Genomic DNA, 24,566 nt, shown 5'->3' with positions numbered 1-24,566 from the left:
CTCGGCCATACCCGGCTCGGCATGCGGGAGGCGATACCCTCGACGGGTGACTTCTGCGGAGACCCCCGATTCCGAGATCACCGGCACTGCGGAAGACCCCGCCGTCGGCGTGCGCCGTATGGGCGCGACCTATGCGTTCGGCCGTATGGTGGTGACCCCGTTGGGTCGACTGCTCTATCGCCCGCACGTGGAAGGCCGGCACCTCGTTCCCAAGCACGGCCCGGTGATCTTCGCCAGCAACCACCTGTCGTTCCTCGACAGCATCGCCATCCCCGTGGCCGCCCCCCGTCCCGTGCACTTCCTGGCGAAGGCCAGCTACTTCGACGGGCCGGGTGTGAAGGGCTGGTTGTCCAAGCAGTTCTTCCTCTCCATCGGGGCCATCCCGGTCACGCGCGGCGCCGGTCAGGCCGCGCTCGACGCGCTCGACCAGCAGCGCCTTCTCCTCGAGGGCGGGAGTGCTGTCGCGCTGTACCCCGAGGGCACCCGCTCTCTGGACGGCCGGCTGTACAAGGGCCGGACCGGCGTGGCCTTCCTCGCGCTGCAGACGGGCGCCCCCGTGGTCCCGGTCGGGCTCGTCGGCACCGACCGCGTGATGCCTGTGGGGGCGAAGATGCCGTCGTTGCGCGAACGCGTCACGGTTCGCTTCGGGGAGCCGCTGGACCTGTCGCATCACGGGCCGGCCTCGTCGGGAAGGGCCCGCCGCGGAGCCACGGACGACATCATGACCGCGATCCAGTCGCTGTCCGGACAGGACGTGGCGGGGACCTACAACGAGCTTCCCGCGCAGACCCCCCTCGAGAAGATCAAGCAGGCGCTCCCGCACGAACGGGTCTGAGCGAAACCGATCAGCGCGCGACGAGAACCGTCGCTTCGTGTCGCACGGGGAAGTTCACCGAGTTGGCGATGAAGCACCATTCGTTCGCTTGCGCGTGGGCCGCCCGCGCCCTCTCGACCATCGATTCCTCCGCCACGGTCACGACGGGGCGGAGGAGGACCTCCCGGAACGCGCCCCCACCTCGGCCATCGAGGAGCATGGTGCCGGAGGCCTCGTCCTGGTATGCGGTCACCACGACACCGGCGACGACGCAGGCGTGGAGGTACGACAGCAGGTGGCACTGGGCGAGGGCGGCCAGGAGGAGATCCTCCGGGTTCCACCGCTCAGGGTCCCCGCGGAACGGAGCATCGGCCGATCCGAGCAGCACCGGCTTTCCAGGGATCTCGATGGTCACCGATCGGTCGTAGTCCCGATAGCCGGTGGTCCCTACGCCACGGTCCCCGGTCCAGGTCGCGCGCAGCGCGTAGGAGTGTTCACCGAGCATGCGGTCAGTCTGACATGCCCGCCCGCCGCCGGTGCGGCGGCTAGGCTGAACATGTGCCGGAGACCTTCGCCGCCAGCAGCGCCGTCCAACTCGCCGTCGTCGAACGCAGCGGCTTCGTGGAGTCCCGTCACGTGGGATCCGCCATCGTGTTGTCGCCGGACGGCGACGTGCGCGACACCCTCGGTGACGTCGAGACGCCGATCCTTCCCCGTTCGTCCCTGAAGCCCGTGCAGGCTCTCGCGATGCTCGCCGCAGGAGCGCCCCTCGAGGGCGAGCGGCTCGGCATGGCGACGGCGAGCCATTCGGGCACCGATCGCCACGTCGGTGTCGTCCGCGAAATGCTCGGGAGTGCGGGCCTGGATGAGTCCTCGCTGCGCTGTCCGCCGGCGTGGCCCGGAGACACCTCCAGTCGCGATGCCATGGTCCGTGCCGGTGAGGAGCCCGCTCGGGTCCGCATGAACTGCTCCGGAAAACATGCCGCGATGCTCCTCACCTGCGTCACCAACGGATGGCCGATCGACACCTACCTCAGCCCGGATCACCCGCTGCAGGTCCAGATCCGCGAGGTGACCGAGCGCCTGACCGGGCAACGCGTGGCGAGCATCGCGATCGATGGATGCGGGGCACCGGTGTTCGCCATGGGACTGCACGCGCTTGCCAAGGCGGTCCACCGCATCGGAACCTCTTCGGAGCGTTCCCCGTTCGCGCTTCATCGCAGCGGAGGCGCGCTCGTCCGAGCCGTCAAGGACGACCCGTGGACCATCGACGGCCCGGGGCGGCCCGACACGCTGGCCGTCTCCCGGCTGGGCGTGTTCGCCAAGGGCGGCGCCGAAGGCGTGATGGTGATGGTGGCGCCGAACGGGACCACGGTCGCCCTGAAGACGTTGGACGGAAGCGGCCGCGCGGCGACCGCCGTGGCGGCGATGCTGCTCGAACGCGCCGGCGCCTTGCCCTCCGACGCGGTCGCCGCGCTGCTCACCGAGCTCCCCCTGCGCGTGACCGGCGGCGGCGCGGACGTCGGCGTGATCCGTCCCGCCTTCTGAGCTCATTCAGCCTTCCGGCTCGATCGCGGGGACCAGCATGACCCGCCGCGGCGGGCCGCCACGGCGTGACAGCCATCCCCGGGACCGCCCCGGTTCGCACAGCGGCGGAAGCGTCCGATCACCCGTGATCGTGCGGTACTCGGGCGCGCAGGCGGCATCGATCACCAGATCATGCTCGGATCGGACGCGCGTGAGTGTCCGCCAATTGCGTTGCCAGGTTTCCGGGTCGCCGACCAGGACGGTGCGACCGCCGTCCGGGTCCGCCCCGGCCGCCTCCTCGACCGCGAGAATCCGGATTCCGGCTTCGCTCCAGCGTGTGGTGGCGTCCCGCATCCTCGGGCCGAGGGGCGCCACGAGACCCGACACGCCCCGAGGCGGGCGCCAGAGATCTGCGGCGGTCGGTGCGCACCGCGCGGGAGCGGCTGTGATCGCCACCTGCACGCGAACTCCGTCGATCACGCCACGGCCGGGCGGCACATCGGGAAGGTAGTCTGCGGCCTCACCGCCGAACGCGACATGCTCGGCGCGGCCGCTGCTGGCCAGGATGAGGCGTCGGGAGAACAGGTCTGCCGAGCGCGCGAGGGGCCCCGCGAGACGGCGTGCGGTGGCCACGACGAGGTGGCCGTGGTGGCCGGCGTCCCGCACCACGGCCTCGATGCGGGCGAGGGCTTCCGCCGTGTAGTCCGGGGGGAAGCGGCTGAGCAGCGTGTCGACCTCGTCGAGGACGATCACCGTTCCCGTTGGCGGGGGCTCCGCCGACATGGCGATGAGCTCGTCCCAGCCGCGCTCCGGGTCGCCGTCGAGCCACACCCGCCCGCGAGCCTGCGCGACCAGGACCGCTGCGGCTGTCGTGCGTCCCGATCCCGCGCGGCCGAGGATCAGGAGCGAACGATCCTCGAGCCCCATGGTGAGGGGATACTGACGCTGACGCGTGGGATCGTCGGCGAGTCCGAGCACGGATCGCGCCCCAGGCCCGCCGTCCCCCGTCGGCCCGAGCTCCTCCCGCGTGATCCGCTCGGGGAGCGGAGGGGCCCAGATACGGCGGGGCGGCGGACCCGACTCCCGCGCGGCCAGGGATGCGATGAGGGCTCCGTCGCTGAGGGCCACACGAACGCGCTGAGGTGACGGGTCACCCGCTCGTCGGACGACGGCGAGGCCGGCCCCGGCACGGCCCCCGGGTATCAGCGCGGCATCGTCCGTACCCACGACGGCGCGACTGTCACCGCGGTCCGCCACACGCAGGCTGATCCGGAGCGGGCAGTTGGCCAGCAGTGCGTCCCGCACGACGCCGGCGATGCGCTGTGTTCCGAGGATGAGGTGCATGCCGAGGGCCCGCCCCCGGGCCGCCACGTCTGTGAAGACCGCTTGCAGTTCTGGATGGTCGCCGAGCAGAGCCGCGAACTCGTCGACCACGATCACCAGTCGAGGCAGTCGAACCTGCTCGTCGCGCACGTCGCGCGCACCGCAGCGCGCAAGCTCGGCCTCCCGGTTGCGCATCTCGGCGCGCAGACTGCGTATCGCCCGATCCGCGCCGTCGCCGTCGAGATCGGTGATCACGCCGGTCACGTGCGGAAGAACCGCCAGCGCGTCGAATGCCGTGCCACCTTTGAAGTCGGCCAGGAGGAAGACGACATCGGTGGTCGCGTAGTGCCCGCAGAGCGCGACGATCCACGAGATCAGCAACTCGCTCTTCCCCGACCCGGTGATCCCGGCCACAACGGCGTGGGGCCCGTCCTCGACCAGATCGATCGCGGCACCCTGTCCGTCGGCCGACACGAAGACCGTCGCCAATCCACCGGATCGTGTCGGCACGCCACCCTCCAGGAGTGCACCGAGACCGACACACTCCGGGTCAGCCGTCGGTGTCAGGGAACCGGCGCGGCGGTCGAGGAGCATCGCGACCTGGGCGGCCTGGGCGGCGTCGACCATCTCCGGGACGACCTCGGACAGCCCGCTGCCATCGTCGAGTTCCGCGACGGCCGGTGATCGCACCCTCAACCTCACCGCGCATGCGGGAGGCGAAGGCGCCGATTCATCGACGCGCGCGATCACGAACGCCGCACCCGGCCGGGAGTGCTCGCCGGGTTCGAGGACCGCGACAGGCACTCCGGATCCGGTCCGGTGCGGCAGTCCCCGTGCCCACGCGTGCGCGTTCGACGGGCCGAGGGTCAGTTCGACACGCGTGGGGTCATGCACGAGACACAGCTGCAGCACGAGGGCGCGGACCACCGCGGTCGCCAGGATGGGCGGCCCCGCGACGGCGATGCCGCCCTCGAACGGTGCGAGCACCGGCGCGTCGGTCAGGCGGCTCGCCGCCGCGCGGATGGACCGGTCGTTCTGCGTGTCGCCGCCGCCGCTGATCCGAGTGACGCTCGGGGCCGTCCCCCGGCCGACGACGAAGACCGCTTCCCGTGCCGCCGAACGACGCCAGATCTCCTCCGGGTCGGCGAGGTAGCCCGAGACGTCCGGCGTCCGCCGCCATGCCGCTTCGCGTTCGTGCCGGTGACGCGCGCCCAGCTGCCTCAGGACACCGTCGCGCGCGCGATCCGCCCGCCTCTCGGCCTCCCGCAGCTCACGACGCGCCAGACGTCGGTGGTCGAGGAACGATGCCACCGCGATGAGCGGGCCGAGGGCGGCCAACCACAACGCCAGGACATGGCCGGTGACCGCCCAGATCACAACCGCCCCTGCGACGGGGGCGACGGCGGCCAGAATCGGAGGCCCGCCCCTGCGCGGCGGGGCGGGCGGCGTCGGCAGGATCAGCTCGCCGTCGTCGGACGGGGGTGCTGGCTCGGATGCATCGGATGCTCGGCGATGGGGCACGCGTCGAGTACATCCGTTTCGGACCGGCGCTCGGCGTCCGAACGTCCGATCTGTGGATGACGCGCGTCAGTCCACGGCCGGGGAGGGATCCTCGCGCACGACGTTCAGCACGATGATCGTGATGTTGTCGCGCCCCCCGTTCTCCAACGCCGCCGCCATCATCGCCTCGACCGCGGCGGCGGGGTCCGGATTGGCATCGAGGAAGTGCTGGATGCCGTAGTCGGTGAGTTCCTTGGTGAGCCCGTCCGAGCACACCACGAACCGATCCCCGTCGACCAGATCCAGCCGCACGTAGTCCGGCGTCACACCGTCGCTCGGCCCGACCGCCCTCGTGATGACGTTTCCGTACGGGTGGTTCTCGGCCTCCTCCGGGCTCAGCCGGCCGGAGGAGATCAATTCCTGCACGACGGAGTGGTCGGTGGTGACCTGCGCGAGGGAGTGCTCGCGCAACAGGTAGACCCGGCTGTCACCGATGTTCAGCGTCACCCAGTGGGGCTCGTCGCCGGCGTCGTCGAGGTACACACCCGTGACCGTCGTCCCGGTGCCCTCGTCGGTCGCCTTCGGATGCGAGGCGATGTCCCGCACGGCTTTCGCCAAAGCCTTTTCGATGGCGCGCGGGGTGACATCCCCGCCCTCGACGGTCGCCGAGAGCCGATCGACGGCGCTCGAACTCGCGATCTCGCCCCCGATGTGACCGCCCATCCCGTCCGCGACGACGAACAGGGGGTAGGAGGCGAGTACCGCATCCTGGTTGATCTCACGACGGCGACCCGTGTGGGTCGTCGCCGCCCAGGCCAGCGACCACGTTCCCGCCGCCGTTTCGACGGAACGCGTGTGGGTCGATACGTCGGGCACGCCCTGACTCTCCCTCGAACGGTTGATCGCGGCGGACGTTCCGGTCCGATCGCGTGTGTTCAGCCTAGTCGACGCGCCGCCACCCGCCCTTCGGCACGGCCCGGCGCGTCAGACCTTCGCGGCCGGATCCTCCGGGAGCGGGAAGAGGCCGTCGATGGTCGCGAGATCCTGCTCGTCCGGCACCCATGCGGTGGCGGCCTCGGCGTTCGCGCGGACCTGATCGGCAGAGGTGGCCCCCGCGATCACGCTCGGGATCTCCGGGTGCGCGAGCAACCAGCCGAAGGTCGCCTGGAGCATCGTGATCCCCCGCTCTTCGCAGAAGGCCGCATAGGCCTCGAGCGCATCCCACGGCGCCTGCTCCCAGACGTGCGAGCGCTGCCGCGCGATGCGCGTGTCGGAGGGCGCGTGCTCGCGCGTGAACTTGCCGGTGAGCAACCCGTTGTGGAGCGGAAAATAGGGAAGCAGGCCGAGCCCGAATCGACGCACGGCGGGAAGGACCTCGCGTTCGGCAGCCCGAGCGAGGAGGCTGTAGTGATTCTGGGCCGAGACGAACGGCACCGCCCGGTCGGCCCGAGCGACGAAGTCTGCTTCGGCGATCTGCCAACCGGAGAGATTCGAGTGACCGATGTAGCGGACCTTGCCCTCGCGGACGAGGTCCCCGAGGACGTCGAGGGTCTCCCCGATGGGCGTGCCCGCGTCGGGGGTGTGCAGCTGGTACAGGTCGATGTGGTCCGTCTGCAGTCGGGCGAGCGATCCTTCCACGGCCCGTCGGACGTACGAGCGCGAAGCCTTCGCACCGGACGGCGGGTAACCCATGTCCCGGCCGAAGTGGCCGAACTTGGTCGCGAGGACGACCTCGTCGCGCCGGCCGCGGAGCGCGTCGCCCATGAGCGTCTCGGACAGACCCGGATCCCCGCCGTACATGTCCGCGGTGTCGAGGAAGGTCACGCCGGCGTCGATCGCCGCGTCGAGGACCTCGCGCGTGCCCTGCAGCGACTGGGTGCGCGTGCCCGCACGGCCGAAGTTGTTGCAGCCGAGTCCGACGGCGGAAACCAGGAGGCCGGACGTGCCGACGCGACGAAGGGGTACCGATGAGCTCATATCCCTACGGTAGCCGCGCGAACGGCAGAGGGCCCCCGCCGAAGCGAGGGGCCCTCCGCCGAGCTCAGGACTGCTTGGGCGGTTCGGGAGCCGCCGGGGGCTCCGTCGACGGGGGCTGCGGGGCCGGGGGCTGGGTGGCAGCCGGGGGCTGGGTGGCAGCCGGGGGCTGGGTGGCAGCCGGCGGCGCGGGCGGCGCCTGGTAGCCGGCGGGCGGCGCTTGGTAGCCGGCGGGCGCGCCGGGCTGCGTCACCGGGTTGGCGGGGTATCCGCCCGCGGGCACCTGCGAGGGAACACCCGACCAGGTGGTCTTGTCGGCGAGGAAGTTGCCGGCCCACGGGGCAGCGGGGACGGCGGTGTTCCAGCGCGACTTGTCGAAAGCGTTGATGCCGAGCCACACGATGGCCAGGAAGACGTACAGGATGACCCACACGACTTCCTTCTGCAGCTTGAGCCCGACGCGCCACGCGGCGAGGATCATGTAGACCGCGGCAGCGACCAGGAACAGCTGACCGATCACCGGGATCCAGCCCAGGACGATCCCGGCGCCCCACAGGGCCAGGAGCCACCACGGGCTGAGATCACCGAGCTTCGCGAAGATCAGGGTGTTGTACAGCGGCACCCACGCGCGCCACTTTCCCTGCACACCCGCCTTCTCGAAGATCTTCATGAGGAAGATCGAGGTGATGATGTAGCCCGCGATGGCGAAGATGAACCAGAACACGGCGAAGATGAACAAGAACGCGACGTCGCCGCCGCTGTAGTAGTAGTCGACGCTACCGAACGTTTCCACGGGTACCTCTCCCAGTTTCGGCCCGCCGGGCGACGGGTCGTGAGCCATGCTAGCGAGAAGGAGCCCGTTCTGTCAGGAATCTCTCAGACTTCCGCGTGAACGTTCGTCGACGGCGCTAGCCTGGCGGCGACGAAAGGATTCCGATGAGCGATCAGACACCCCCTCCCCCGGACCCCTCGGGCCACCCGACGCCGCCGCCGCGGCCCCCGCACCCCGCCCAGGCCGCACCGAACCCGGCTCCGACGGTCCCGCCACCGGCCGGTTGGACGCAGCCCGGCCATGCACCGACACCGCAGACCTCGTTCGGCAAGGGATTCTTCGGCGCCCTGTTCGACATCACGTTCCGCACGTTCATCACCCGCCGCCTCGCGACGGTGTTCTACGTGGTGGGCCTCGTCGTGATCGCGATCGCCTTCGTCGGCTACCTCATCGCAGGGCTGGTCACCGCATTCGGGGCGATGCGATTCGACATCGCGACCGGGATCCTGCTGCTGCTCGGTACGCTCGTGCTGGTCCCGGTGCTCAGCTTCCTCGCGATCATCGTCCTCCGCTTCTGGATCGAGGCCGTGGTGGCATTGATCGCCGTCGCCGAGAACACCGAACGCACCGCGGAGAACACCGAGTCGGCCTGACCCGGTTCACCGTTCGACCAACAGCATCTCCTGCCGCTCACCCGGGCGGAGGTCCACGTCGTTCGCCTCCGCCCACGCGAACAGGTCCTCGCGGCCTCCCACGGCGGCTCGGGAGCTCGCGAGCCGCCGCACAAGCTCACCCTTCGCGCGTTTGTTGAAATGGTTCAAGGCCCGGGTGACCCCGCCGGGTCCCTCGGCGACGACGCGCACGTAGGCGGACGGCAGGCCGTGGGGCACCGGCCCGAGCGCGGAATAGGCCTCCGAGCGCAGATCCAGCACGAAGTCGGGCGCCGCCACCCGGAGGGCCTCCGACACCGCGTCCGCCCACACCCGCTTACCCGAGCCCGCGCCCGGCACGGACGCCGCCGCGGACAGCCGGTACGACGGGACCGGATCGTCCGCGGCGACGAGCCCGAACGCCGCGGACTGGATCTGCACATGGGTCGCGAGCCACCGGCGCGACGCCTCATCCAGCGTGGCGGCGTCGAGCGCGTCGTAGAGCACGCCCGTGTATCTGTCGACGGCCGGCATGGTCGCCGCCTCCGGCAGAACCGCGTTGAGGTCGACATCGCCCCGCTGCGTCTTGCCGAGCTTGAGCACCCTCGCCGCCTCGTCCGGGTCGGTGCTCAACGCCACCAGCGCGGTGATCACCCGCTCGCGCACGGAGGTCAACGACGGGTGGGCCAGACGGGCGAGATCGAGGGGCGCCCCCTCCCCACCGGGACGTTTGGTCTCCGACGGCGGCAATAAGACGAGCACGGATCACTCCTGCGAACGACGAGAGGGCGCGAGGCCCCGGATGCACCCGGGCCGTCGCGCCCTCTCGGACGGATGGACTGTCGGACTAGGCCACGATGGCGGCGTTGCCCGCCACGATGGTGAGCTCGTCGCTCGCCATCGAGAGGAAGCCGTCCTGCGCGTTGGCGACGACCTTCTGGCCGGAGGTCTCGGTGATCCGCACCTGACCTTCTGCGAGGATCGCCAGCACGGGCTCGTGACCGGGCATGAAACCGATCTCGCCCTCGACGGTCTTGGCGACGACCAGCGACGCCTCCCCCGTCCAGACCTCCGCGTCGGCGGAGACGAGACTCACCTTCAGCGGCACTTCGACTCCCTCCGGTCGCTCAGCACAAGCATGATCAGCCGTTCTCCTTCTGGATGCGCGCCCAGTTCTCTTCGACGTCCGAGATCCCGCCGACGTTGAAGAACGCCTGCTCTGCCACGTGGTCGAGGTCACCCTTGACGATCGCGTCGAACGACTCGATCGTCTCCTTGATCGGGACGGTCGAGCCCTCGACGCCGGTGAACTTCTTGGCCATGTAGGTGTTCTGCGACAGGAACTGCTGGATGCGACGGGCGCGCGCCACGACGATCTTGTCCTCTTCGGAGAGCTCGTCGACACCGAGGATCGCGATGATCTCCTGCAGTTCCTTGTTCTTCTGCAGGATCTGCTTCACCGCGGTGGCGACCCGGTAGTGGTCCTCACCGATGTAGCGCGGGTCGAGGATGCGGCTGCTCGAGGTCAGCGGATCCACGGCGGGGTACAGACCCTTCGACGCGATCTCACGCGAGAGCTCGGTGGTCGCATCGAGGTGGGCGAACGTCGTCGCCGGCGCCGGGTCGGTGTAGTCGTCGGCGGGCACGTAGATCGCCTGCAGCGAGGTGATCGAGTGACCGCGGGTCGAGGTGATGCGCTCCTGAAGCACACCCATCTCGTCGGCGAGGTTGGGCTGGTAGCCCACGGCGGAGGGCATACGACCCAGCAGCGTGGAGACCTCGGAACCTGCCTGCGTGAAGCGGAAGATGTTGTCGATGAACAGCAGGACGTCCTGCTTCTGCACGTCGCGGAAGTACTCCGCCATCGTCAGCGCCGACAGCGCGACGCGAAGACGCGTCCCCGGCGGCTCGTCCATCTGACCGAAGACGAGGGCGGTCTTGTCGAAGACACCCGCCTCCTCCATCTCGCCGATGAGGTCGTTGCCCTCACGGGTGCGCTCACCGACGCCGGCGAACACCGACACACCACCGTGATCCTGCGCAACGCGCTGGATCATCTCCTGGATGAGGACGGTCTTGCCGACGCCCGCACCGCCGAACAGACCGATCTTCCCACCCTGCACGTAGGGGGTCAGCAGGTCGATGACCTTGATGCCGGTCTCGAACATGGTCGTCTTCGACTCGAGCTGGTCGAAGCTCGGCGCCTGGCGGTGGATGCCCCACCGCTCGGTGATCTCCACCTGCTCGCCAGGCTCGGCGTTGAGGATCTCGCCGGTCACATCGAAGACGCGACCCTTGGTGACATCCCCGACCGGAACCGAGATGGGTCCGCCGGTGTCGCGCACCTCCTGGCCGCGGACGATGCCGTCGGTCGGCTTCAGGGCGATGGCGCGAACCAGGTCGTCGCCGAGGTGCTGCGCGACCTCGAGGGTGATCTCGGTCGACTCTTCCCCGATCGTGATCGTCGTCTTCAGCGCGTTGTAGATGTCGGGGATCGCGTCGTGCGGGAACTCGATGTCGACGACGGGTCCGGTCACCCGGGCGACACGCCCGACGACCTGCACGTCCGTCTTCTCAGCGGTGAGGCTCATGGCTTCTTCTCTTTCGTGATGGTCTGTTGCGCCGTGCCGGTCACTTGCCCGACGCGAGGGCGTCGGCGCCGCCGACGATCTCGGCGATCTGCTGGGTGATTTCGGCCTGGCGTGCGTTGTTGCGCAGTCGCGTGTAATCGGTGATCAGCTTGTCGGCGTTGTCACTGGCCGACTTCATCGCCTTCTGGGTCGCGGCGTGCTTGGCCGCCGACGACTGCAGAAGGGCGTTGAAGACGCGGCTCTGGATGTAGACCGGCAGAAGCGCGTCGAGAACCGTCTCGGCATCGGGCTCGAACTCGTACAGGGGGTACACCTGCGAGTCCGCGCTATCCTCCGCTTCGACGACCTCGAGGGGCAGCAGGCGCACGGTCTCCGGCGACTGCGTCATCATGCTGACGAAGCGGTTGTAGACGAGGTGGATCTCGTCCACGCCGCCGTCCTGACCGCCACGGTCGTAGGCATCCAACAAGGTGGCGGCGATCTCCTCCGCGGTGTGGAAATGCGGCGTGTCGGTGTCACCGGTCCACTGCGCCGCACTGTCCATGCGACGGAACTGGAAGTACCCGACGGCCTTGCGACCGATCAGGTAGAACACCGGCTCGCGGCCCTCCGAGCGCAGGAGCTCGGCCAGCCGCAGACCCTCACGGAGGATCTGCGAGTTGAACGCGCCGGCCAAGCCTCGGTCCGAGGCGAAGATCACCACGGCGGATCGCCGGATGACCTCGCGCTCGACGGTCAGCGGATGGTCGACGTTCGAGTGCGTCGCCACGGCGGAGACGGCACGCGTCACGGCCCGCGCGAACGGAGACGAGGCGCGCACACGCCCCATCGCCTTCTGGATGCGCGAAGCCGCGATGAGTTCCATCGCCTTCGTGATCTTCTTGGTGGTCTGAGCAGAGTTGATCTTCTGCTTGTAGACCCGCAGTTGTGCGCCCATGGTTCCTGTCCCGGACGCGCCTTAGCGGCGGCCCTTGACGATCTTCTCCTGGTTGACGTCCTCGGCCTCTGCGGCAGCGACCTCTTCGTGGCCGGGCTGGTTGATGGCCTGCCCCTTGCCCGCCTGGAACTCGAGCACGAACTCGTCGGTCTTCGACTCCAGCTCACCGAGGATCTCGTCGGTGAGGACGTTCTTCTCACGGAGGTCATCGAGGATGGACGTGTTCCGACGCAGGTAGTCCAGCAGCTCGCGCTCGAAGGCCAGGACATCCTCGACCTCGATGGTGTCGAGCTTTCCGTTGGTCCCCGCCCAGATCGACACGACCTGCTCCTCGACCGGGTACGGCGAGTACTGCGGCTGCTTGAGCAACTCGGTCAGACGCGCGCCGCGGGCGAGCTGACGACGCGAGGCGGCGTCGAGGTCGCTGGCGAACATCGCGAACGCCTCGAGCGAGCGGTACTGCGCGAGCTCGAGCTTCAGCGTTCCCGAGACCTTCTTGATCGACTTCACCTGGGCGTCGCCACCGACGCGCGACACCGAGATGCCGACGTCGACCGCAGGACGCTGGTTGGCGTTGAAGAGGTCCGACTGGAGGAAGATCTGACCGTCCGTGATCGAGATCACGTTGGTCGGGATGTACGCGGAGACGTCGTTGGCCTTGGTCTCGATGATGGGAAGACCCGTCATCGACCCTGCGCCGAGCTCGTCCGACAGCTTCGCGCAACGCTCCAGCAGGCGGGAGTGCAGGTAGAAGACGTCACCCGGGTATGCCTCACGGCCCGGCGGGCGGCGAAGAAGCAGCGACACGGCACGGTAGGCCTCGGCCTGCTTCGACAGGTCGTCGAAGATGATGAGGACGTGCTTGCCGTCGTACATCCAGTGCTGGCCGATGGCCGAGCCGGTGTACGGCGCGAGGTACTTGAAGCCGGCGGGGTCCGACGCGGGCGCGGCGACGATGGTGGTGTAGTCCATCGCACCGGCGTCTTCGAGCGCACCCTTCACCGAGGCGATGGTCGAGCCCTTCTGGCCGATCGCGACGTAGATGCAGCGCACCTGCTTGCTCGGGTCGCCGGACTCCCAGTTGGCCTTCTGGTTGATGATCGTGTCGATCGCGATGGCCGTCTTGCCGGTCTGGCGGTCACCGATGATCAGCTGACGCTGACCGCGCCCGATCGGGATCATCGCGTCGATGGCCTTGATGCCGGTCTGCATCGGTTCGTGCACGCTCTTGCGGGCCATCACGCCGGGGGCCTGCAGCTCGAGGGCGCGGCGGCCGACCGAGGCGATGTCGCCGAGACCGTCGATAGCGTTGCCGAGGGGGTCGACCACACGACCGAGGTATCCGTCACCGACGGGCACCGAGAGCACCTCGCCCGTGCGGGTGACCTGCTGACCGGCTTCGATGCCGGCGAAGTTGCCGAGCACGACGACACCGATCTCGTGCTCGTCGAGGTTCAGGGCGAGGCCCTGCGTGCCGTCTTCGAACACGACCAACTCGTTGGCCATGACGCCCGGCAGGCCCTCGACGTGGGCGATGCCGTCCGCCGCGTCCACGACGGTGCCGACCTCCGTCGCCGCGGCCCCGGTGGGCTCGTAGGCGGCGACGAAGTCCTTCAGCGCGTCACGGATGACGTCGGGGCTGATAGAGAGTTCTGCCATTGTCTTCCCTTTGTACTCACTACTTCTGTGTGGGGCCTGCGGCCCGAAGCCTCCGCCTTGCGGCGGGAAGTCTGTTTAGCCGGCGAGTTTCTGCCGGAGATCGGCCAGGCGCGTGGAGACGCTGGCGTCGATGACGTCGTTCGCGATCTGGACGCGCACTCCCCCGATGACCGAAGGGTCCACGACGGTGTTGATCGAGACCTCGGTGCCGTATCGGGCCGAGAGCGTCGCGGCCAGTCGCTGCGACTGCGCCTCGCTCAGCGGTGAGGCCGAGGAGACCGTCGCCACCGTGCGTCCGCGCTGATCGGCGACCACGCGAATCGCGTCGGCCAGCAGCTGACGCACACGGCGCTCTCGCGGCTGCTGGACCAACGAGGAGACGATGAGTCGGGTCGCCTCGCTCGAGCGACCGCTCAGGAGGGTGTCGACCAACGCGCCCTTGGCAGACGCCTCGCCGAGACGACTCCCGAGGGCGAGCTCGAGATCGGCGTTCTCGGCGATCGTCCGCGAGAAGCGGAACAGTTCGTCCTCGACCGGAGCGGACGGATCCGAGACCGCCGCGGCGCGGACCGCGAGCTCTTCCAGGCCGTCCACCATCTCGGATGCGGACGACCATCGCTGCTCGACGGCGGTGGTCAGCAACGACACCGACACAGGGCGCAGCGAGGCGCCGAACACATCGGCGACGACCTTCGCCCGCGCGGCCGGTGCCGCCGCGGAGTCGGCCAGCGCGCCGCTCAGCGCGGCGGTGTCCCCGACCGCCCGTGCCGCGGCGAACAGCTCGCGCGCGACGTCGAGGTCGACGCCGGACGCGGAGCTGAGCGCCGCGGTGGTGGCCGAAAGCGCCTGAGTGGTCGCGCTGCCCATTACTTGGCCGCCTTCTCGGCTTCGAGATCCGCCAGGAAGCGGTCCACGACGGCCTGAGCCTTCGCGTCGTCGGACAACGTCTCGCCGATCACGCCGCCGGCGAGGTCGAGCGCGAGAGTGCCGACCTCTCCACGCAGCGACACGAGCGCAGCCTGGCGCTCGGCCTCGATCTGCGAGTGAGCCGACGCGGTGATGCGCGACGCCTCGCTCGCGGCGGAGTCCTTGGCCTCGGCGACGATCTTCTTGCCGTCCTCACGGGCGGCGTCGCGGATCTCACCGGCTTCCTTGCGGGCATCGGCCAGAGCTGCGGTGTACTCCTGCAGCGCGGCCTCGGCCTTGCGCTGCGCCTCGTCCGCCTTGGCGATGTTGCCCTCGATGGCCGTCGAGCGCTCGTCGAGCAGCTTCTTCATCCGAGGCAGCACCACGCGCCAGAAGATGAAGAGGATGACGACGAAGCACACCGCCGACCAGACGATGTCATAGACCGCCGGAATGAGCGGATTGGGCGCTTCGCCCTCTTCCGCGGCGAGAATGACAAGAGGCTTCAGCATCCTGTCTCCTTACGTGTGCGGGCGGCCTGGATCAGGCGCCGAAGATGAAGCCGGTGGCGATACCGATGAAGGCGAGCGCCTCGGTGAAGGCGATACCGATGAACATCAGGACCTGCAGGCGACCGGCGAGCTCGGGCTGACGAGCCACGCCCTCGATGGTCTTGCCGACGACGATGCCCACGCCGATGGCGGGGCCGATGGCGGCCAGACCGTAGCCGACGCTCGCGATGGAGCCCGTCATCTCGGCGAGAACCGTAGTTGCGTCCACGGGTGTGTTTCCTTTCGGTTGGGTGGGTCGGCGAGTGCCGGCCCGCTCAGTGCTCTTCCGCAACCGCGAGCTGGATGTAGACCGCGGTGAGGATCGTGAAGACGTACGCCTGGAGGAAGGCCACCAGGAGTTCGAAGAGGGTGAAGACGAATCCGAAGGCGAGCGTGCCCGCGCCGAGCACGGTCCACAGGCCTCCGAGGGTGAAGACGAAGTACTGGGTGGCGGAGAAGAACAGCACCAGCATCAGGTGCCCGACGATCATGTTCATCAGCAGACGCAGGGTGAGGGTCACCGGGCGGATGATGAACGTCGAGAGGAACTCGAGCGGGATGATGATGATGTACAGCGGCCACGGCACGCCCGAGGGCATGAGGGAGTTCTTGAAGAAGTTGCCGGGGTTCTTCTTGATGCCCGCGTAGATGAAGGTCACGTAGGCGACCACGGCGAGCAGGAGCGGCACCGCGATGACGCTCGTCCCGGCGATGTTGATGCCGGGGATGATGCCCGTCAGGTTCATGAACAGGATCATGAAGAACATCGTCGTCAGGATCGGCAGGAACCGCTGGCCGTCCTTCTTGCCGAGCAGGTCTTCGGCGATGTTGACGCGGACGAAGTCCAGCCCCATCTCGATGATGCTCTGGAAGCGACCGGGGACGATCTTCATCCGGCGCGTTCCGATGAGGAACACGATGACCAGGACGGCCGTGGCGAGGAACTGCGCGAGGTTGATGCGCGTGATCTCGAATGCGGTGCCCTCGAAGAAGATTGCCGGAGGGAAGAAGTCCAGGATCGACGGCGGGTGGAATTCGTCGTCAGTGGACGTGGCAGTGGCGATCAGTGTCGCAGCTTGAGTGATCAGCGCTGGCTCCAGCTTCGGGGCGACGGTGGGTACCGTGGCGACGATGGTCGGTGAGAGTCATCCGCAGGCATTCACGAGGAGTGCGCGGGCGCGGATCAACCCTATCAAACTCGCGGGCCGCCCGAGTGCGCCGCTCCCCCTTCGTCCTCGTCGGCGTCGGAAGCGGAGGGCAGGGACACATCGCTCACGTGCGGAATCCTCATCTTAAGCAGAACCGCGACGTCCACGGCGAGGGAGGCCATGACGCTCACCACCAGCGCCACGAAGAACACGGTCGGGGCGATCCACGGCTGGTCCCGCAACAGCAGCAGCGCGATGATGAAGACGACGAGCTTGAGGATCCAGCCGCCCAGGACGATGCCGAAGAAGATCGGGACGTAGAGCGGGTCGCCGTACCAGCGGTTGGCGATCAGGATGCTCGCGGCCGTGATGGCCAGGAACACGGCGGCGATCAGGACGCCGGCCAGCCCGCTCCACAGCCCCTCGGTACCGGCGACCAGCAGCCCGATGAGGGCAGCGGCGACCGCGAGGGCGGCGGTGACCGCACCGGACCACATCAGAGCGGTGCGGAGGATCGGGGTGCTGGAGACGGGACTGGGACTCATACGGATTCCTTCGGACGGGGAGCGGTGCGCCGGGAGGGCAGGAGGGTGACGACGAGGCACGCGGCCGCGCCGACAGCGCCGAACGCGACGCCGATGAGGTAGTCGCCTGGCCACTCCTGCGCGGTGCCGATGTACATCAGCAGGAAGGCGAGGCTGACCACGGAGGTCCACGCATAGAAGATCAACACGGCGTCACGATCGCTGTGCCCCATGTCGAGCATGCGATGGTGCAGATGCTTGCGGTCCGGGGAGAACGGGCTCTTTCCCGCGCCCATCCTCCGGATGACGGCGAGGCCGAAGTCCAGCAGGGGCAGGATCACGACGACGATCGGCAGCAGGATCGGGATGAAGGCCCCGAGCAGCTGCGAGCGGCCGAAGACGTCGTTGTCCCCGATGATCGCCGGGTCGAGCTGACCGGTGATGGCGATGGCGGAGGTCGCCATGAGGAGCCCGAGCATCAGCGCCCCGGAGTCGCCCATGAACATCTTGGCGGGATTCCAGTTCAACGGCAGGAAGCCGATGCACGCCCCCACCAGGACCGCGGCGATGAACGACGCGAGGTTGAAATACGTACTCGCGCCGGTGTCGCGCACGAGCAGGTACGAGTAGGCGAAGAACACCCCGTTGGCGATCAGGCACACGCCCGCGACGAGCCCGTCGAGCCCGTCGATGAAATTGACGGCGTTCATCACGATCACGATGGCGAACACCGTGATGGTGAAGCTGACCCACCCCGACCACACCGCGATGCCGCCGATCGGCAGCGCGTAGATCTGCAGTTCCCCGAACCAGGCGATGATGCCCGCGGCGACGAACTGCGCGCCGAGTTTGATCATCCAGTCGAGGTCCCACAGGTCGTCGGCGACACCGACGAGCACGATGAGGGCCGTCGCCGAGAGGATGGCGTAGACCGGTCGCGGGTCGGCCCAGAAGATCTGGAAGAACGGATGCTGCGACGAGACCAGGAACGCCGTGACCACGCCGAAGAACATCGCGATGCCCCCCAGACGCGGCGTCGGCGTCTTGTGCACGTCGCGCTCGCGGATACCCGGGTAGAGCTTGAAACGCAGACTCAACCGCCACACCGCCCACGACAGCGCGAGGGTGACCGCCGCCGTCAGCAGCACCGTGAAGAGGTACTGCTTCACGAGGTTCCGCCGGACTCCGGTCCCGTGTCTTCGGGCGCCTCGTCGGGTTCGAGCAGGTCGCCCAGCACCTCGCGCAGGCGTGCGCGCGGGATCGCGCCCTCGCGGAGAACGCGGACGACGGGCTCCGGCCCGACCACGAGCGACGTGGCGTCGACGATGGTGGAGGCCACGCCCGTCGCGCTGGGCCCGTCGTCGAGATACGTCGAGACCCGGTCGCCGAGCATGTCCATGGCCTCGAGCACCGTCACCGCCGCAGGCTTGCCGGTGAGATTCGCGGACGAGACGGCCATCGGCCCGGTCTCCTCCAGCAGCTCCAGGGTCAGGCGGTGGGCCGGCATGCGCACGGCGACGGTGCCGTGGGTGTCTCCGAGGTCCCAGGACAGCGACGGTTGGGCGGGGAGCACGATCGTCAGCCCGCCGGGCCAGAACTCCGCCACGAGATCATCGACCGCCGGCGGAACCTCCGATACGAGCGCGCGAAGCGTGTTCACCCCCGCGACCAGTACCGGGGGCGGCGACTGACGCCCGCGCCCCTTGGCATCGAGGAGGCGCTGGACGGCGGACGCCGAGAACGCGTCGGCTGCGATGCCGTAGACCGTGTCGGTGGGGACGACGATGAGGTCGCCGCGACCGATCGCCTGGCGGGCGTGACGCATACCGGCCAGCAACTGGGACTCGTCGCGGCAGTCGAAGAGGGAGGACATGACCCCACGATTCTAGGTGCAACCCCTGCGCGGTCCCCGAAGGCGTCTCGGGCCGCCGGCGAAGCGAGATCTCAGGGGCGGACCGCGGTGGTCGCGCGGTCGCGCATGGTCAGGTCGGGGTGGGTGGCGGCGGCGCGCCACCCGTCGGCTTCGAGAATGCGCCGGATCTGCTCTCCCTGCCACTCGCCGTGCTCGAGCACGATCGCGCCGCCGGCATGCGCGAGGCGAAGGCCGACGCGGCTGATCACGCGAACCACGTCCAGCCCGTCCGGCCCCCCGTAGAGGGCGGCGACGGGATCGTGATGGCGGACCTCGGGATCGCGCGGGATCGCGTCGTCGGGCACGTAGGGCGGGTTCGACGCGACGACGGAGACGGTTCCGTCGAGTTCCGGAAACGCGTCGGCGAGGTCGATGAATGCCACCCGGGCGTTCCCGCCCCCGAGGCGGGCGAAGTTCTCCTTCGCCCAGACGAACGCGTCGACGGAGTTCTCCGCGGCATGCACGCGCGCATGGGGGACTTCCGTCGCCATGGCCAGTGCCAGTGCCCCACTGCCGGTACCGAGGTCGACGGCCACCGGCGCGGGCGAGGCCGACGCCCGAAGCGCGTCGATGGCGAGTTGAGCGACGATCTCCGTCTCCGGGCGCGGTACGAAGACGCCGGGACCGACCGCGAGTTCGAGCGACCGGAATGGCGCACAGCCGGTCAGGTGCTGGAGCGGGACACGGGTCGCACGTCTCTCGACGAGCTCGGCGAACCTCGTCGCGGCCGCCGGGTCGAGCTCGTCGCCGCGGAAGGCAGCCGCCTGCACTCCCCCGCGCGAGAGATCGAGGACGTGCCCGAGCAGCAGTTCCGCATCGACGACCGGGTCAGCGATCCCGGCGCGACCCAGATGCGCGACGGCGTCGCGGAGGGCGACCGAGATCGGCTCGGGCGATGGTGAGGAAGGCATGACCAGGACAGCTTAGGCGGGCCTGCGGGTGTTCGCTGGCGCGTCCGCCGTTCGCGACACAATCGGCCGCCACGGCACGGTCCTCGCCTAGGCTCGACATGTTCCGCATGAACCCGCTGATCCGCGAAAGGTCCGCCATGCCCGGCATCCACTCCGACATCACGTCCGCCTTCGGCGACACCCCCCTCGTCCGCCTCAACCGCGTGGCGGAAGGCACCTCGGCGAACATCCTCGCCAAGCTCGAGTTCTACAACCCCGCCTCCAGCGTCAAGGACCGTCTCGGCATCGCCATCGTCGACGCCGCCGAGGCGTCCGGAGATCTGACCTCCGGGGGCACGATCATCGAGGCCACCAGCGGCAACACCGGCATCGCGCTGGCCATGGTCGGGGCCGCACGCGGCTACAAGGTCGTGCTGACGATGCCCGCGTCGATGTCGAAGGAGCGACGGATGCTCCTGAAGGCCTTCGGCGCGGAGCTCGTCCTCACCGACCCGGCCAAGGGCATGAAGGGCGCGGTCGAAGAGGCCGAGGCGCTGGCCGAGAAGACCCCGGGGGCGATCCTGGCCAAGCAGTTCGCCAACGAGGCGAACCCCGCCATCCATCGCAAGACCACCGCGGAGGAGATCCTCCGCGACACCGACGGCGCGGTCGACTACTTCGTCGCCGGCATCGGCACCGGCGGCACCATCACCGGCGTCGGCCAGGTCCTCAAGGAGAAGGTGCCCGGGGCGAAGGTCATCGCCGTCGAGCCGAAGGACTCGCCGCTGCTGACCGAGGGCACCCCGGGGCCGCACAAGATCCAGGGCATCGGCCCGAACTTCGTGCCCGCGATCCTCGACCGCGACGTGATCGACGAGGTGATCGACGTCGAACTCGACGATGCCCTGCGCGTGGCGCGCGAGACCGCGGCGAAGGACGGCATCCTGGTCGGCATGTCCAGCGGCGCCGCCATCTGGGCAGCGCTGCAGGTCGCCGCCCGCCCCGAGGCTGCGGGAAAGAACATCGTGGTCATCATCCCCTCGTTCGGCGAGCGGTACCTGTCGACCCCGCTGTACGCGGACCTCGTGGAGGACTGACCCGATGAGCCTGTGGTCCGACGCGCGCGATGACCTCGCCGCCGCGAAGCTGCGCGACCCCGCGGCTCGCTCGGCGATCGAGATCGCGCTGCTGTACCCCGGGCTGCACGCCGTGTGGGGCCATCGGGTCTGGCACAGCCTGTGGGTGCGGCGATTCCGATTCGTCGCCCGCGCGGGCTCGCAGCTGACCCGGTGGCTCACCGGCATCGAGATCCACCCCGGCGCCACGATCGGACGACGCTTCTTCATCGACCACGGCATGGGTGTGGTCGTCGGCGAGACGGCCGAAGTCGGCGACGACGTCATGCTCTACCACGGCGTCACCCTCGGCGGCCGTCAGCGCAACGGCGGGAAGCGCCACCCCACCCTGGAGGACGGCGTGGCCGTCGGCGCCGGAGCGAAGATCCTCGGGCCGATCACGATCGGTGCCGGGAGTGTCGTCGGAGCGAACGCGGTGGTCACCAAGAGCGCACCGGCGGACAGCATCCTGGTGGGAGTGCCGGCCAAGCCCCGCCCGAGGTCCTCGGACGTCGACACCCGCGCGCTCCTCGCCGCCCCGGAGTACGTGATCTGACCGCGTCGGGTCAGGAGTCGCCGGCGAGGGCGGCCAGCCGTGCCTCCTCGTCGGCGGCGATCGCCGACTCGATCACCGGCCCGAGTGCGCCGTCCATGACCTGGTCGAGGTTGTAGGCCTTGTACCCCGTGCGGTGGTCGGCGATGCGGTTCTCGGGGAAGTTGTAGGTGCGGATCCGCTCCGAGCGGTCCATCCCGCGGATCTGCGAGCGCCGCGCGTCGGCCGCCTGGGCGTCCAGCTCCTCCTGCCGGCGCGCGAGAAGTCGCGCACGCAGCACCCGCATCCCGGCCTCGCGGTTCTGCAGCTGCGACTTCTCGTTCTGCATCGACACGACGATCCCGGTCGGCAGGTGCGTGATGCGCACGGCCGAGTCGGTGGTGTTGACCGACTGCCCCCCCGGACCGGAGGAGCGGTACACGTCGATCTTCAGATCGCCCGGGCTGATGTCGATCTCATCGGGCTCGTCGACCTCCGGGAACACCAGCACGCCGGTGGTGGAGGTGTGGATGCGCCCCTGGGACTCGGTCGCCGGAACGCGCTGCACCCGATGGACTCCACCCTCGTACTTCAGATGGGCCCAGACCCCCTGCGACGGGTCGGAGGACGACCCCTTGATGGCGACCTGGACGTTCTTGTACCCGCCGAGATCGGATTCATCCCGCTCGAGCAGTTCGGCCTTCCATCCCTGCGACGTCGCGAACTGCAGATACATCCGCAGCAGATCGGCGGCGAACAGCGCGCTCTCCGCACCGCCTTCCCCGGCCTTGATCTCCATGATCACGTCGCGTGCGTCGTCGGGGTCCCTCGGGATGAGCAGCCGCCGCAGCTTCTCCTGCAGCCGCGCGTGCTCCTCCTCGAGGCCGGGGACCTCCGCGGCGAACGCGTCGTCCTCCCCCGCGAGCTCGCGGGCGGCCGCCAGGTCGTCGCCGGCGGCCGTCCAGGCCTCGTAGGCGCGAACGATGCGCGACAACTCCGCGTACCGACGGTTCACGCGCTTCGCGCGCGCCGCGTCGGCGTGAACGGCCGGATCCGACAGCTCACGCTCGACGTCGCGATACTCCGCGAGAAGACCCTGGACGGACTCGAACACGCCGACCTCCGCGGGTCAGCGGATGCTGTTGTCGGACCCGTGGGCGCCGTTACCGCCGTGGGCGGGGGCGGGGATCGACTTCTGCATCTGCACGAGGAACTCGACGTTCGACTGGGTCTCCTTGAGCTTGCCCAGCACCACCTCGAGCGCCTGCTGCGGCTCGAGACCGGCGAGGGCGCGGCGAAGCTTCCACGTGATCTTGACCTCGTCCGGGGACAGCAGCATCTCTTCGCGACGGGTGCTCGACGCGTTGACGTCGACCGCCGGGAAGATGCGCTTGTCGGCGAGCTGCCGGTTCAGACGCAGTTCGCTGTTGCCGGTGCCCTTGAACTCCTCGAAGATGACGTCGTCCATCTTCGAACCCGTCTCCACGAGAGCCGTCGCGAGGATCGTGAGCGACCCCCCGTTCTCGATGTTGCGGGCGGCGCCGAAGAAGCGCTTCGGCGGGTACAGCGCCGACGCGTCGACACCACCCGTGAGCACGCGTCCGGACGTCGGTGCCGAGATGTTGTACGCACGTCCCAGGCGGGTGATGGAATCGAGGAGGACGACCACGTCGCGGCCCAGTTCGACCAGTCGCTTGGCCCGCTCGATGGCGAGCTCCGCGACCGTGGTGTGGTCCTCGGCCGGGCGATCGAACGTCGAGGCGACGACTTCTCCCTTGACGGTGCGCTGCATGTCCGTGACCTCTTCGGGGCGCTCGTCGACGAGCACCACCATGAGGTGGACCTCGGGGTTGTTCTGCGCGATCGCGTTCGCGATCTGCTGCAGCACGATCGTCTTGCCGGCCTTCGGCGGCGCGACGATGAGTCCGCGCTGGCCCTTGCCGATGGGCGCGACGAGGTCGATGATGCGCTGCGTCAGCTTCTCCGGTGCCGTCTCCAGACGCAGGCGCTCCTGCGGGTACAGCGGGGTCAGCTTGCCGAACTCGACGCGGTCGGCGGCGTCCTCGACCGACAGTCCGTTGATCGCATCGACCTTGACGAGGGCGTTGTACTTCTGGCGACTGGACTGCTCGCCCTCGCGGGGCTGCTTGATCGCACCGACGACGGCGTCGCCCTTGCGCAGGTTGTACTTCTTGACCTGGCCGAGCGAGACGTAGACGTCGCTCTGACCGGGCAGGTAGCCGGTCGTGCGCACGAAGGCGTAGTTGTCGAGCACGTCGAGGATGCCGGCGACCGGGATGAGGACGTCGTCCTCGTTGATCTCCGTCTCGAACTCATCGGCGCCGCCCTGGTTGCGGCGCTTGTTGCGCTGACGCCCGCGGCCGCTCTGACCGGAGTCGTCGTCGGCGTCGTTCTGGTCGTTGCGGCCACCCTGGCTGCCCTGGTTGTTCTGGCCGTTCTGCTGGCCGGAGTTCTGGTTCCCGCTGCGGTTTCGGTTCCGGTTGCGATTCCGGCCGCGTCCGCGACCCGAGCTCTCGCCGTCCGACGAACCGCCGTTGTCGTCGGCGCCCTTCTCGGATGCGCCGCCCTTCGCGGTCTCGTCCTTGCCGCCGTCGCCGTTGCCGGCGTCGGCCTGGGCGTTGTCCGCCTTCACCGTGTCACCCTTGGCGGTGTCGCCCTGGGCGGTGTCACCGTCACGGGAGGCGCCCCCCGCGGTGTCGTCCGACGACGTCGCGCCCGGTGCCCCGTCGGCGGCGGGCTTGTCACCGGCGTCGGCGGCGGGCGCGTCTGCCGCCTCGGCGGATTCGTCCTTGGCCGCGGCGGTCTTCGCGCGGCTCTTGCGAGCGCGGGCGGGCTTCTTCGCGGGCTGCTCCGCCGGCGCGTCGCCGTCGGAGGTGGCGGTCGTGTCCGGAGCGTCCGAGACGGGCGCCTCCGGGGCCGCGGCCTCGGAGGACTCCTCGGCCTTCGGGGCGTCGGTGCTCTTGGCCCGACGGGGCGCGCGCTTGCGCGGCGCCTTCGCGGGCTTCTCGTCAGCGGCGGCCTCGCCGGACGAACCGGAGTCGCCGCCGGTGGCCGGCGCCTCGGCGGGCGCGGCGCTCGCGGCCGGAGCGGTGGGTGCCGACGTCGTGTCGGCGGACGCCTCGGAGGCGTCGGTGTGGATCTCGGAGATGGACTCCACGAGTTCTCCCTTGTAAGCGATTGGATTGCGCGACCGCACGCGCGCAGAGATGATCCCCGGCTG

The 24,566-nt window shown here is 69.2% G+C and carries 25 protein-coding genes; 5 read left to right on the top strand and 20 right to left on the bottom strand.

What is annotated here, in order from left to right:
- Nucleotides 1–46 precede the first annotated feature (46 nt).
- Nucleotides 47–835 carry a lysophospholipid acyltransferase family protein gene (locus RZO50_RS09455; RefSeq protein ID WP_416211584.1) on the top strand — a complete coding sequence of 263 codons (789 nt, stop codon included), beginning with the start codon at nucleotides 47–49 and terminating at the stop codon, nucleotides 833–835.
- 10 nt (nucleotides 836–845) lie between these two features.
- Here RZO50_RS09455 and RZO50_RS09450 read toward each other — a convergent pair whose 3' ends face one another.
- On the bottom strand, nucleotides 846–1,319 hold the full coding sequence (locus RZO50_RS09450; RefSeq protein ID WP_322599456.1) for an OsmC family protein: 474 nt from the start codon (nucleotides 1,317–1,319) through the stop codon (nucleotides 846–848).
- 53 nt (nucleotides 1,320–1,372) lie between these two features.
- On the opposite strand from RZO50_RS09450, the gene RZO50_RS09445 reads away from it, so the two are divergent.
- Nucleotides 1,373–2,362 (top strand): asparaginase, encoded by a 990-nt coding sequence (locus tag RZO50_RS09445; protein WP_322599455.1) that lies wholly within the window; start codon nucleotides 1,373–1,375, stop codon nucleotides 2,360–2,362.
- A gap of 6 nt (nucleotides 2,363–2,368) precedes the next feature.
- Here RZO50_RS09445 and RZO50_RS09440 read toward each other — a convergent pair whose 3' ends face one another.
- From RZO50_RS09440 to RZO50_RS09425, 4 genes are all read right to left on the bottom strand, one after another.
- The gene (locus tag RZO50_RS09440; RefSeq protein WP_322599454.1) at nucleotides 2,369–5,185 is read right to left on the bottom strand and encodes an FtsK/SpoIIIE domain-containing protein; all 2,817 of its coding nucleotides are present in this window, start codon (nucleotides 5,183–5,185) and stop codon (nucleotides 2,369–2,371) included.
- A 66-nt stretch (nucleotides 5,186–5,251) separates the two neighbouring features.
- A complete protein-coding gene (locus tag RZO50_RS09435; protein ID WP_322599453.1) occupies nucleotides 5,252–6,040 on the bottom strand; it encodes a PP2C family protein-serine/threonine phosphatase in 789 nt (262 codons plus the stop codon).
- Between the two features lie 108 nt (nucleotides 6,041–6,148).
- Nucleotides 6,149–7,141 (bottom strand): aldo/keto reductase, encoded by a 993-nt coding sequence (locus tag RZO50_RS09430; protein WP_322599452.1) that lies wholly within the window; start codon nucleotides 7,139–7,141, stop codon nucleotides 6,149–6,151.
- Nucleotides 7,142–7,205: 64 nt separating this feature from the next.
- Entirely contained in the window at nucleotides 7,206–7,931 is a 726-nt protein-coding gene (locus tag RZO50_RS09425; protein ID WP_322599451.1) for a DUF5684 domain-containing protein, read from the bottom strand.
- 143 nt (nucleotides 7,932–8,074) lie between these two features.
- On the opposite strand from RZO50_RS09425, the gene RZO50_RS09420 reads away from it, so the two are divergent.
- Entirely contained in the window at nucleotides 8,075–8,563 is a 489-nt protein-coding gene (locus tag RZO50_RS09420; RefSeq protein WP_322599450.1) for a DUF4282 domain-containing protein, read from the top strand.
- 6 nt (nucleotides 8,564–8,569) lie between these two features.
- Here the strand turns inward: RZO50_RS09420 and RZO50_RS09415 are convergent, their stop codons facing one another.
- The 13 genes from RZO50_RS09415 to prmC form a co-directional block, all read right to left on the bottom strand.
- Nucleotides 8,570–9,322, bottom strand: a complete 753-nt coding sequence (locus RZO50_RS09415; RefSeq protein WP_322599449.1) for a YaaA family protein — start codon at nucleotides 9,320–9,322, stop codon at nucleotides 8,570–8,572.
- Between the two features lie 85 nt (nucleotides 9,323–9,407).
- Nucleotides 9,408–9,668, bottom strand: coding sequence for a F0F1 ATP synthase subunit epsilon (locus RZO50_RS09410; RefSeq protein WP_322599448.1), 261 nt, complete (start codon nucleotides 9,666–9,668; stop codon nucleotides 9,408–9,410).
- A gap of 34 nt (nucleotides 9,669–9,702) precedes the next feature.
- Entirely contained in the window at nucleotides 9,703–11,151 is a 1,449-nt protein-coding gene (gene atpD, locus RZO50_RS09405) for a F0F1 ATP synthase subunit beta (protein ID WP_322599447.1), read from the bottom strand.
- Between the two features lie 40 nt (nucleotides 11,152–11,191).
- Complete coding sequence (locus RZO50_RS09400) at nucleotides 11,192–12,088, bottom strand: F0F1 ATP synthase subunit gamma (RefSeq protein ID WP_322599446.1); 897 nt, start codon at nucleotides 12,086–12,088, stop codon at nucleotides 11,192–11,194.
- 21 nt (nucleotides 12,089–12,109) lie between these two features.
- Nucleotides 12,110–13,747 (bottom strand): F0F1 ATP synthase subunit alpha, encoded by a 1,638-nt coding sequence (gene atpA / locus RZO50_RS09395; protein ID WP_322599445.1) that lies wholly within the window; start codon nucleotides 13,745–13,747, stop codon nucleotides 12,110–12,112.
- Nucleotides 13,748–13,822: 75 nt separating this feature from the next.
- Nucleotides 13,823–14,614, bottom strand: coding sequence for a F0F1 ATP synthase subunit delta (locus RZO50_RS09390; protein WP_322599444.1), 792 nt, complete (start codon nucleotides 14,612–14,614; stop codon nucleotides 13,823–13,825).
- Nucleotides 14,614–15,165, bottom strand: a complete 552-nt coding sequence (locus RZO50_RS09385; protein ID WP_322599443.1) for a F0F1 ATP synthase subunit B — start codon at nucleotides 15,163–15,165, stop codon at nucleotides 14,614–14,616. Before RZO50_RS09385 ends, RZO50_RS09390 begins: the two co-directional genes overlap by 1 nt.
- Before the next feature lie 31 nt (nucleotides 15,166–15,196).
- Nucleotides 15,197–15,433 carry a F0F1 ATP synthase subunit C gene (gene atpE, locus RZO50_RS09380; protein ID WP_322597554.1) on the bottom strand — a complete coding sequence of 79 codons (237 nt, stop codon included), beginning with the start codon at nucleotides 15,431–15,433 and terminating at the stop codon, nucleotides 15,197–15,199.
- Nucleotides 15,434–15,479: 46 nt separating this feature from the next.
- Nucleotides 15,480–16,292: a F0F1 ATP synthase subunit A gene (gene atpB, locus RZO50_RS09375; protein ID WP_322599585.1), complete on the bottom strand. Its 813-nt coding sequence runs from the start codon at nucleotides 16,290–16,292 to the stop codon at nucleotides 15,480–15,482.
- Between the two features lie 104 nt (nucleotides 16,293–16,396).
- Nucleotides 16,397–16,897, bottom strand: coding sequence for a hypothetical protein (locus RZO50_RS09370; RefSeq protein WP_322599442.1), 501 nt, complete (start codon nucleotides 16,895–16,897; stop codon nucleotides 16,397–16,399).
- Nucleotides 16,894–18,045 (bottom strand): MraY family glycosyltransferase, encoded by a 1,152-nt coding sequence (locus RZO50_RS09365; RefSeq protein WP_322599441.1) that lies wholly within the window; start codon nucleotides 18,043–18,045, stop codon nucleotides 16,894–16,896. The genes RZO50_RS09370 and RZO50_RS09365 overlap by 4 nt, the downstream gene beginning before the upstream one ends.
- Complete coding sequence (locus tag RZO50_RS09360) at nucleotides 18,042–18,749, bottom strand: L-threonylcarbamoyladenylate synthase (protein WP_322599440.1); 708 nt, start codon at nucleotides 18,747–18,749, stop codon at nucleotides 18,042–18,044. Before RZO50_RS09360 ends, RZO50_RS09365 begins: the two co-directional genes overlap by 4 nt.
- Nucleotides 18,750–18,820: 71 nt before the next feature.
- Nucleotides 18,821–19,699 (bottom strand): peptide chain release factor N(5)-glutamine methyltransferase, encoded by an 879-nt coding sequence (gene prmC, locus RZO50_RS09355; protein ID WP_322599439.1) that lies wholly within the window; start codon nucleotides 19,697–19,699, stop codon nucleotides 18,821–18,823.
- A gap of 137 nt (nucleotides 19,700–19,836) precedes the next feature.
- On the opposite strand from prmC, the gene cysK reads away from it, so the two are divergent.
- Both cysK and epsC read left to right on the top strand, forming a co-directional pair.
- Complete coding sequence (gene cysK / locus RZO50_RS09350) at nucleotides 19,837–20,775, top strand: cysteine synthase A (protein WP_322599584.1); 939 nt, start codon at nucleotides 19,837–19,839, stop codon at nucleotides 20,773–20,775.
- 4 nt (nucleotides 20,776–20,779) lie between these two features.
- Nucleotides 20,780–21,349, top strand: a complete 570-nt coding sequence (gene epsC, locus RZO50_RS09345) for a serine O-acetyltransferase EpsC (RefSeq protein WP_322599438.1) — start codon at nucleotides 20,780–20,782, stop codon at nucleotides 21,347–21,349.
- Nucleotides 21,350–21,359: 10 nt separating this feature from the next.
- Here epsC and prfA read toward each other — a convergent pair whose 3' ends face one another.
- Nucleotides 21,360–22,439, bottom strand: a complete 1,080-nt coding sequence (gene prfA / locus RZO50_RS09340) for a peptide chain release factor 1 (protein WP_322599437.1) — start codon at nucleotides 22,437–22,439, stop codon at nucleotides 21,360–21,362.
- Between the two features lie 15 nt (nucleotides 22,440–22,454).
- Nucleotides 22,455–24,503 carry a transcription termination factor Rho gene (gene rho / locus RZO50_RS09335; protein WP_322599436.1) on the bottom strand — a complete coding sequence of 683 codons (2,049 nt, stop codon included), beginning with the start codon at nucleotides 24,501–24,503 and terminating at the stop codon, nucleotides 22,455–22,457.
- Nucleotides 24,504–24,566: the final 63 nt, after the last annotated feature.

Source organism: Microbacterium xanthum (assembly GCF_034531355.1).
Classification (GTDB): domain Bacteria; phylum Actinomycetota; class Actinomycetes; order Actinomycetales; family Microbacteriaceae; genus Microbacterium; species Microbacterium xanthum.
Note: the sequence above shows the minus strand (reverse complement) of the source record. Positions and strands in the feature narration are given on the sequence as shown.

Excerpts from the sequence above, each read along its gene's own strand:
- RZO50_RS09450 (WP_322599456.1), bottom strand. The coding sequence starts at position 1,319 with ATGCTCGGTGAACACTCCTACGCGCTGCGCGCGACCTGGACCGGGGAC.
- RZO50_RS09430 (WP_322599452.1), bottom strand. The coding sequence starts at position 7,141 with ATGAGCTCATCGGTACCCCTTCGTCGCGTCGGCACGTCCGGCCTCCTG.
- RZO50_RS09420 (WP_322599450.1), top strand. The coding sequence starts at position 8,075 with ATGAGCGATCAGACACCCCCTCCCCCGGACCCCTCGGGCCACCCGACG.
- atpD (WP_322599447.1), bottom strand. The coding sequence starts at position 11,151 with ATGAGCCTCACCGCTGAGAAGACGGACGTGCAGGTCGTCGGGCGTGTC.
- RZO50_RS09400 (WP_322599446.1), bottom strand. The coding sequence starts at position 12,088 with ATGGGCGCACAACTGCGGGTCTACAAGCAGAAGATCAACTCTGCTCAG.
- atpA (WP_322599445.1), bottom strand. The coding sequence starts at position 13,747 with ATGGCAGAACTCTCTATCAGCCCCGACGTCATCCGTGACGCGCTGAAG.
- RZO50_RS09390 (WP_322599444.1), bottom strand. The coding sequence starts at position 14,614 with ATGGGCAGCGCGACCACTCAGGCGCTTTCGGCCACCACCGCGGCGCTC.
- RZO50_RS09385 (WP_322599443.1), bottom strand. The coding sequence starts at position 15,165 with ATGCTGAAGCCTCTTGTCATTCTCGCCGCGGAAGAGGGCGAAGCGCCC.
- RZO50_RS09370 (WP_322599442.1), bottom strand. The coding sequence starts at position 16,897 with ATGAGTCCCAGTCCCGTCTCCAGCACCCCGATCCTCCGCACCGCTCTG.
- RZO50_RS09360 (WP_322599440.1), bottom strand. The coding sequence starts at position 18,749 with ATGTCCTCCCTCTTCGACTGCCGCGACGAGTCCCAGTTGCTGGCCGGT.
- prmC (WP_322599439.1), bottom strand. The coding sequence starts at position 19,699 with ATGCCTTCCTCACCATCGCCCGAGCCGATCTCGGTCGCCCTCCGCGAC.
- cysK (WP_322599584.1), top strand. The coding sequence starts at position 19,837 with ATGCCCGGCATCCACTCCGACATCACGTCCGCCTTCGGCGACACCCCC.
- epsC (WP_322599438.1), top strand. The coding sequence starts at position 20,780 with ATGAGCCTGTGGTCCGACGCGCGCGATGACCTCGCCGCCGCGAAGCTG.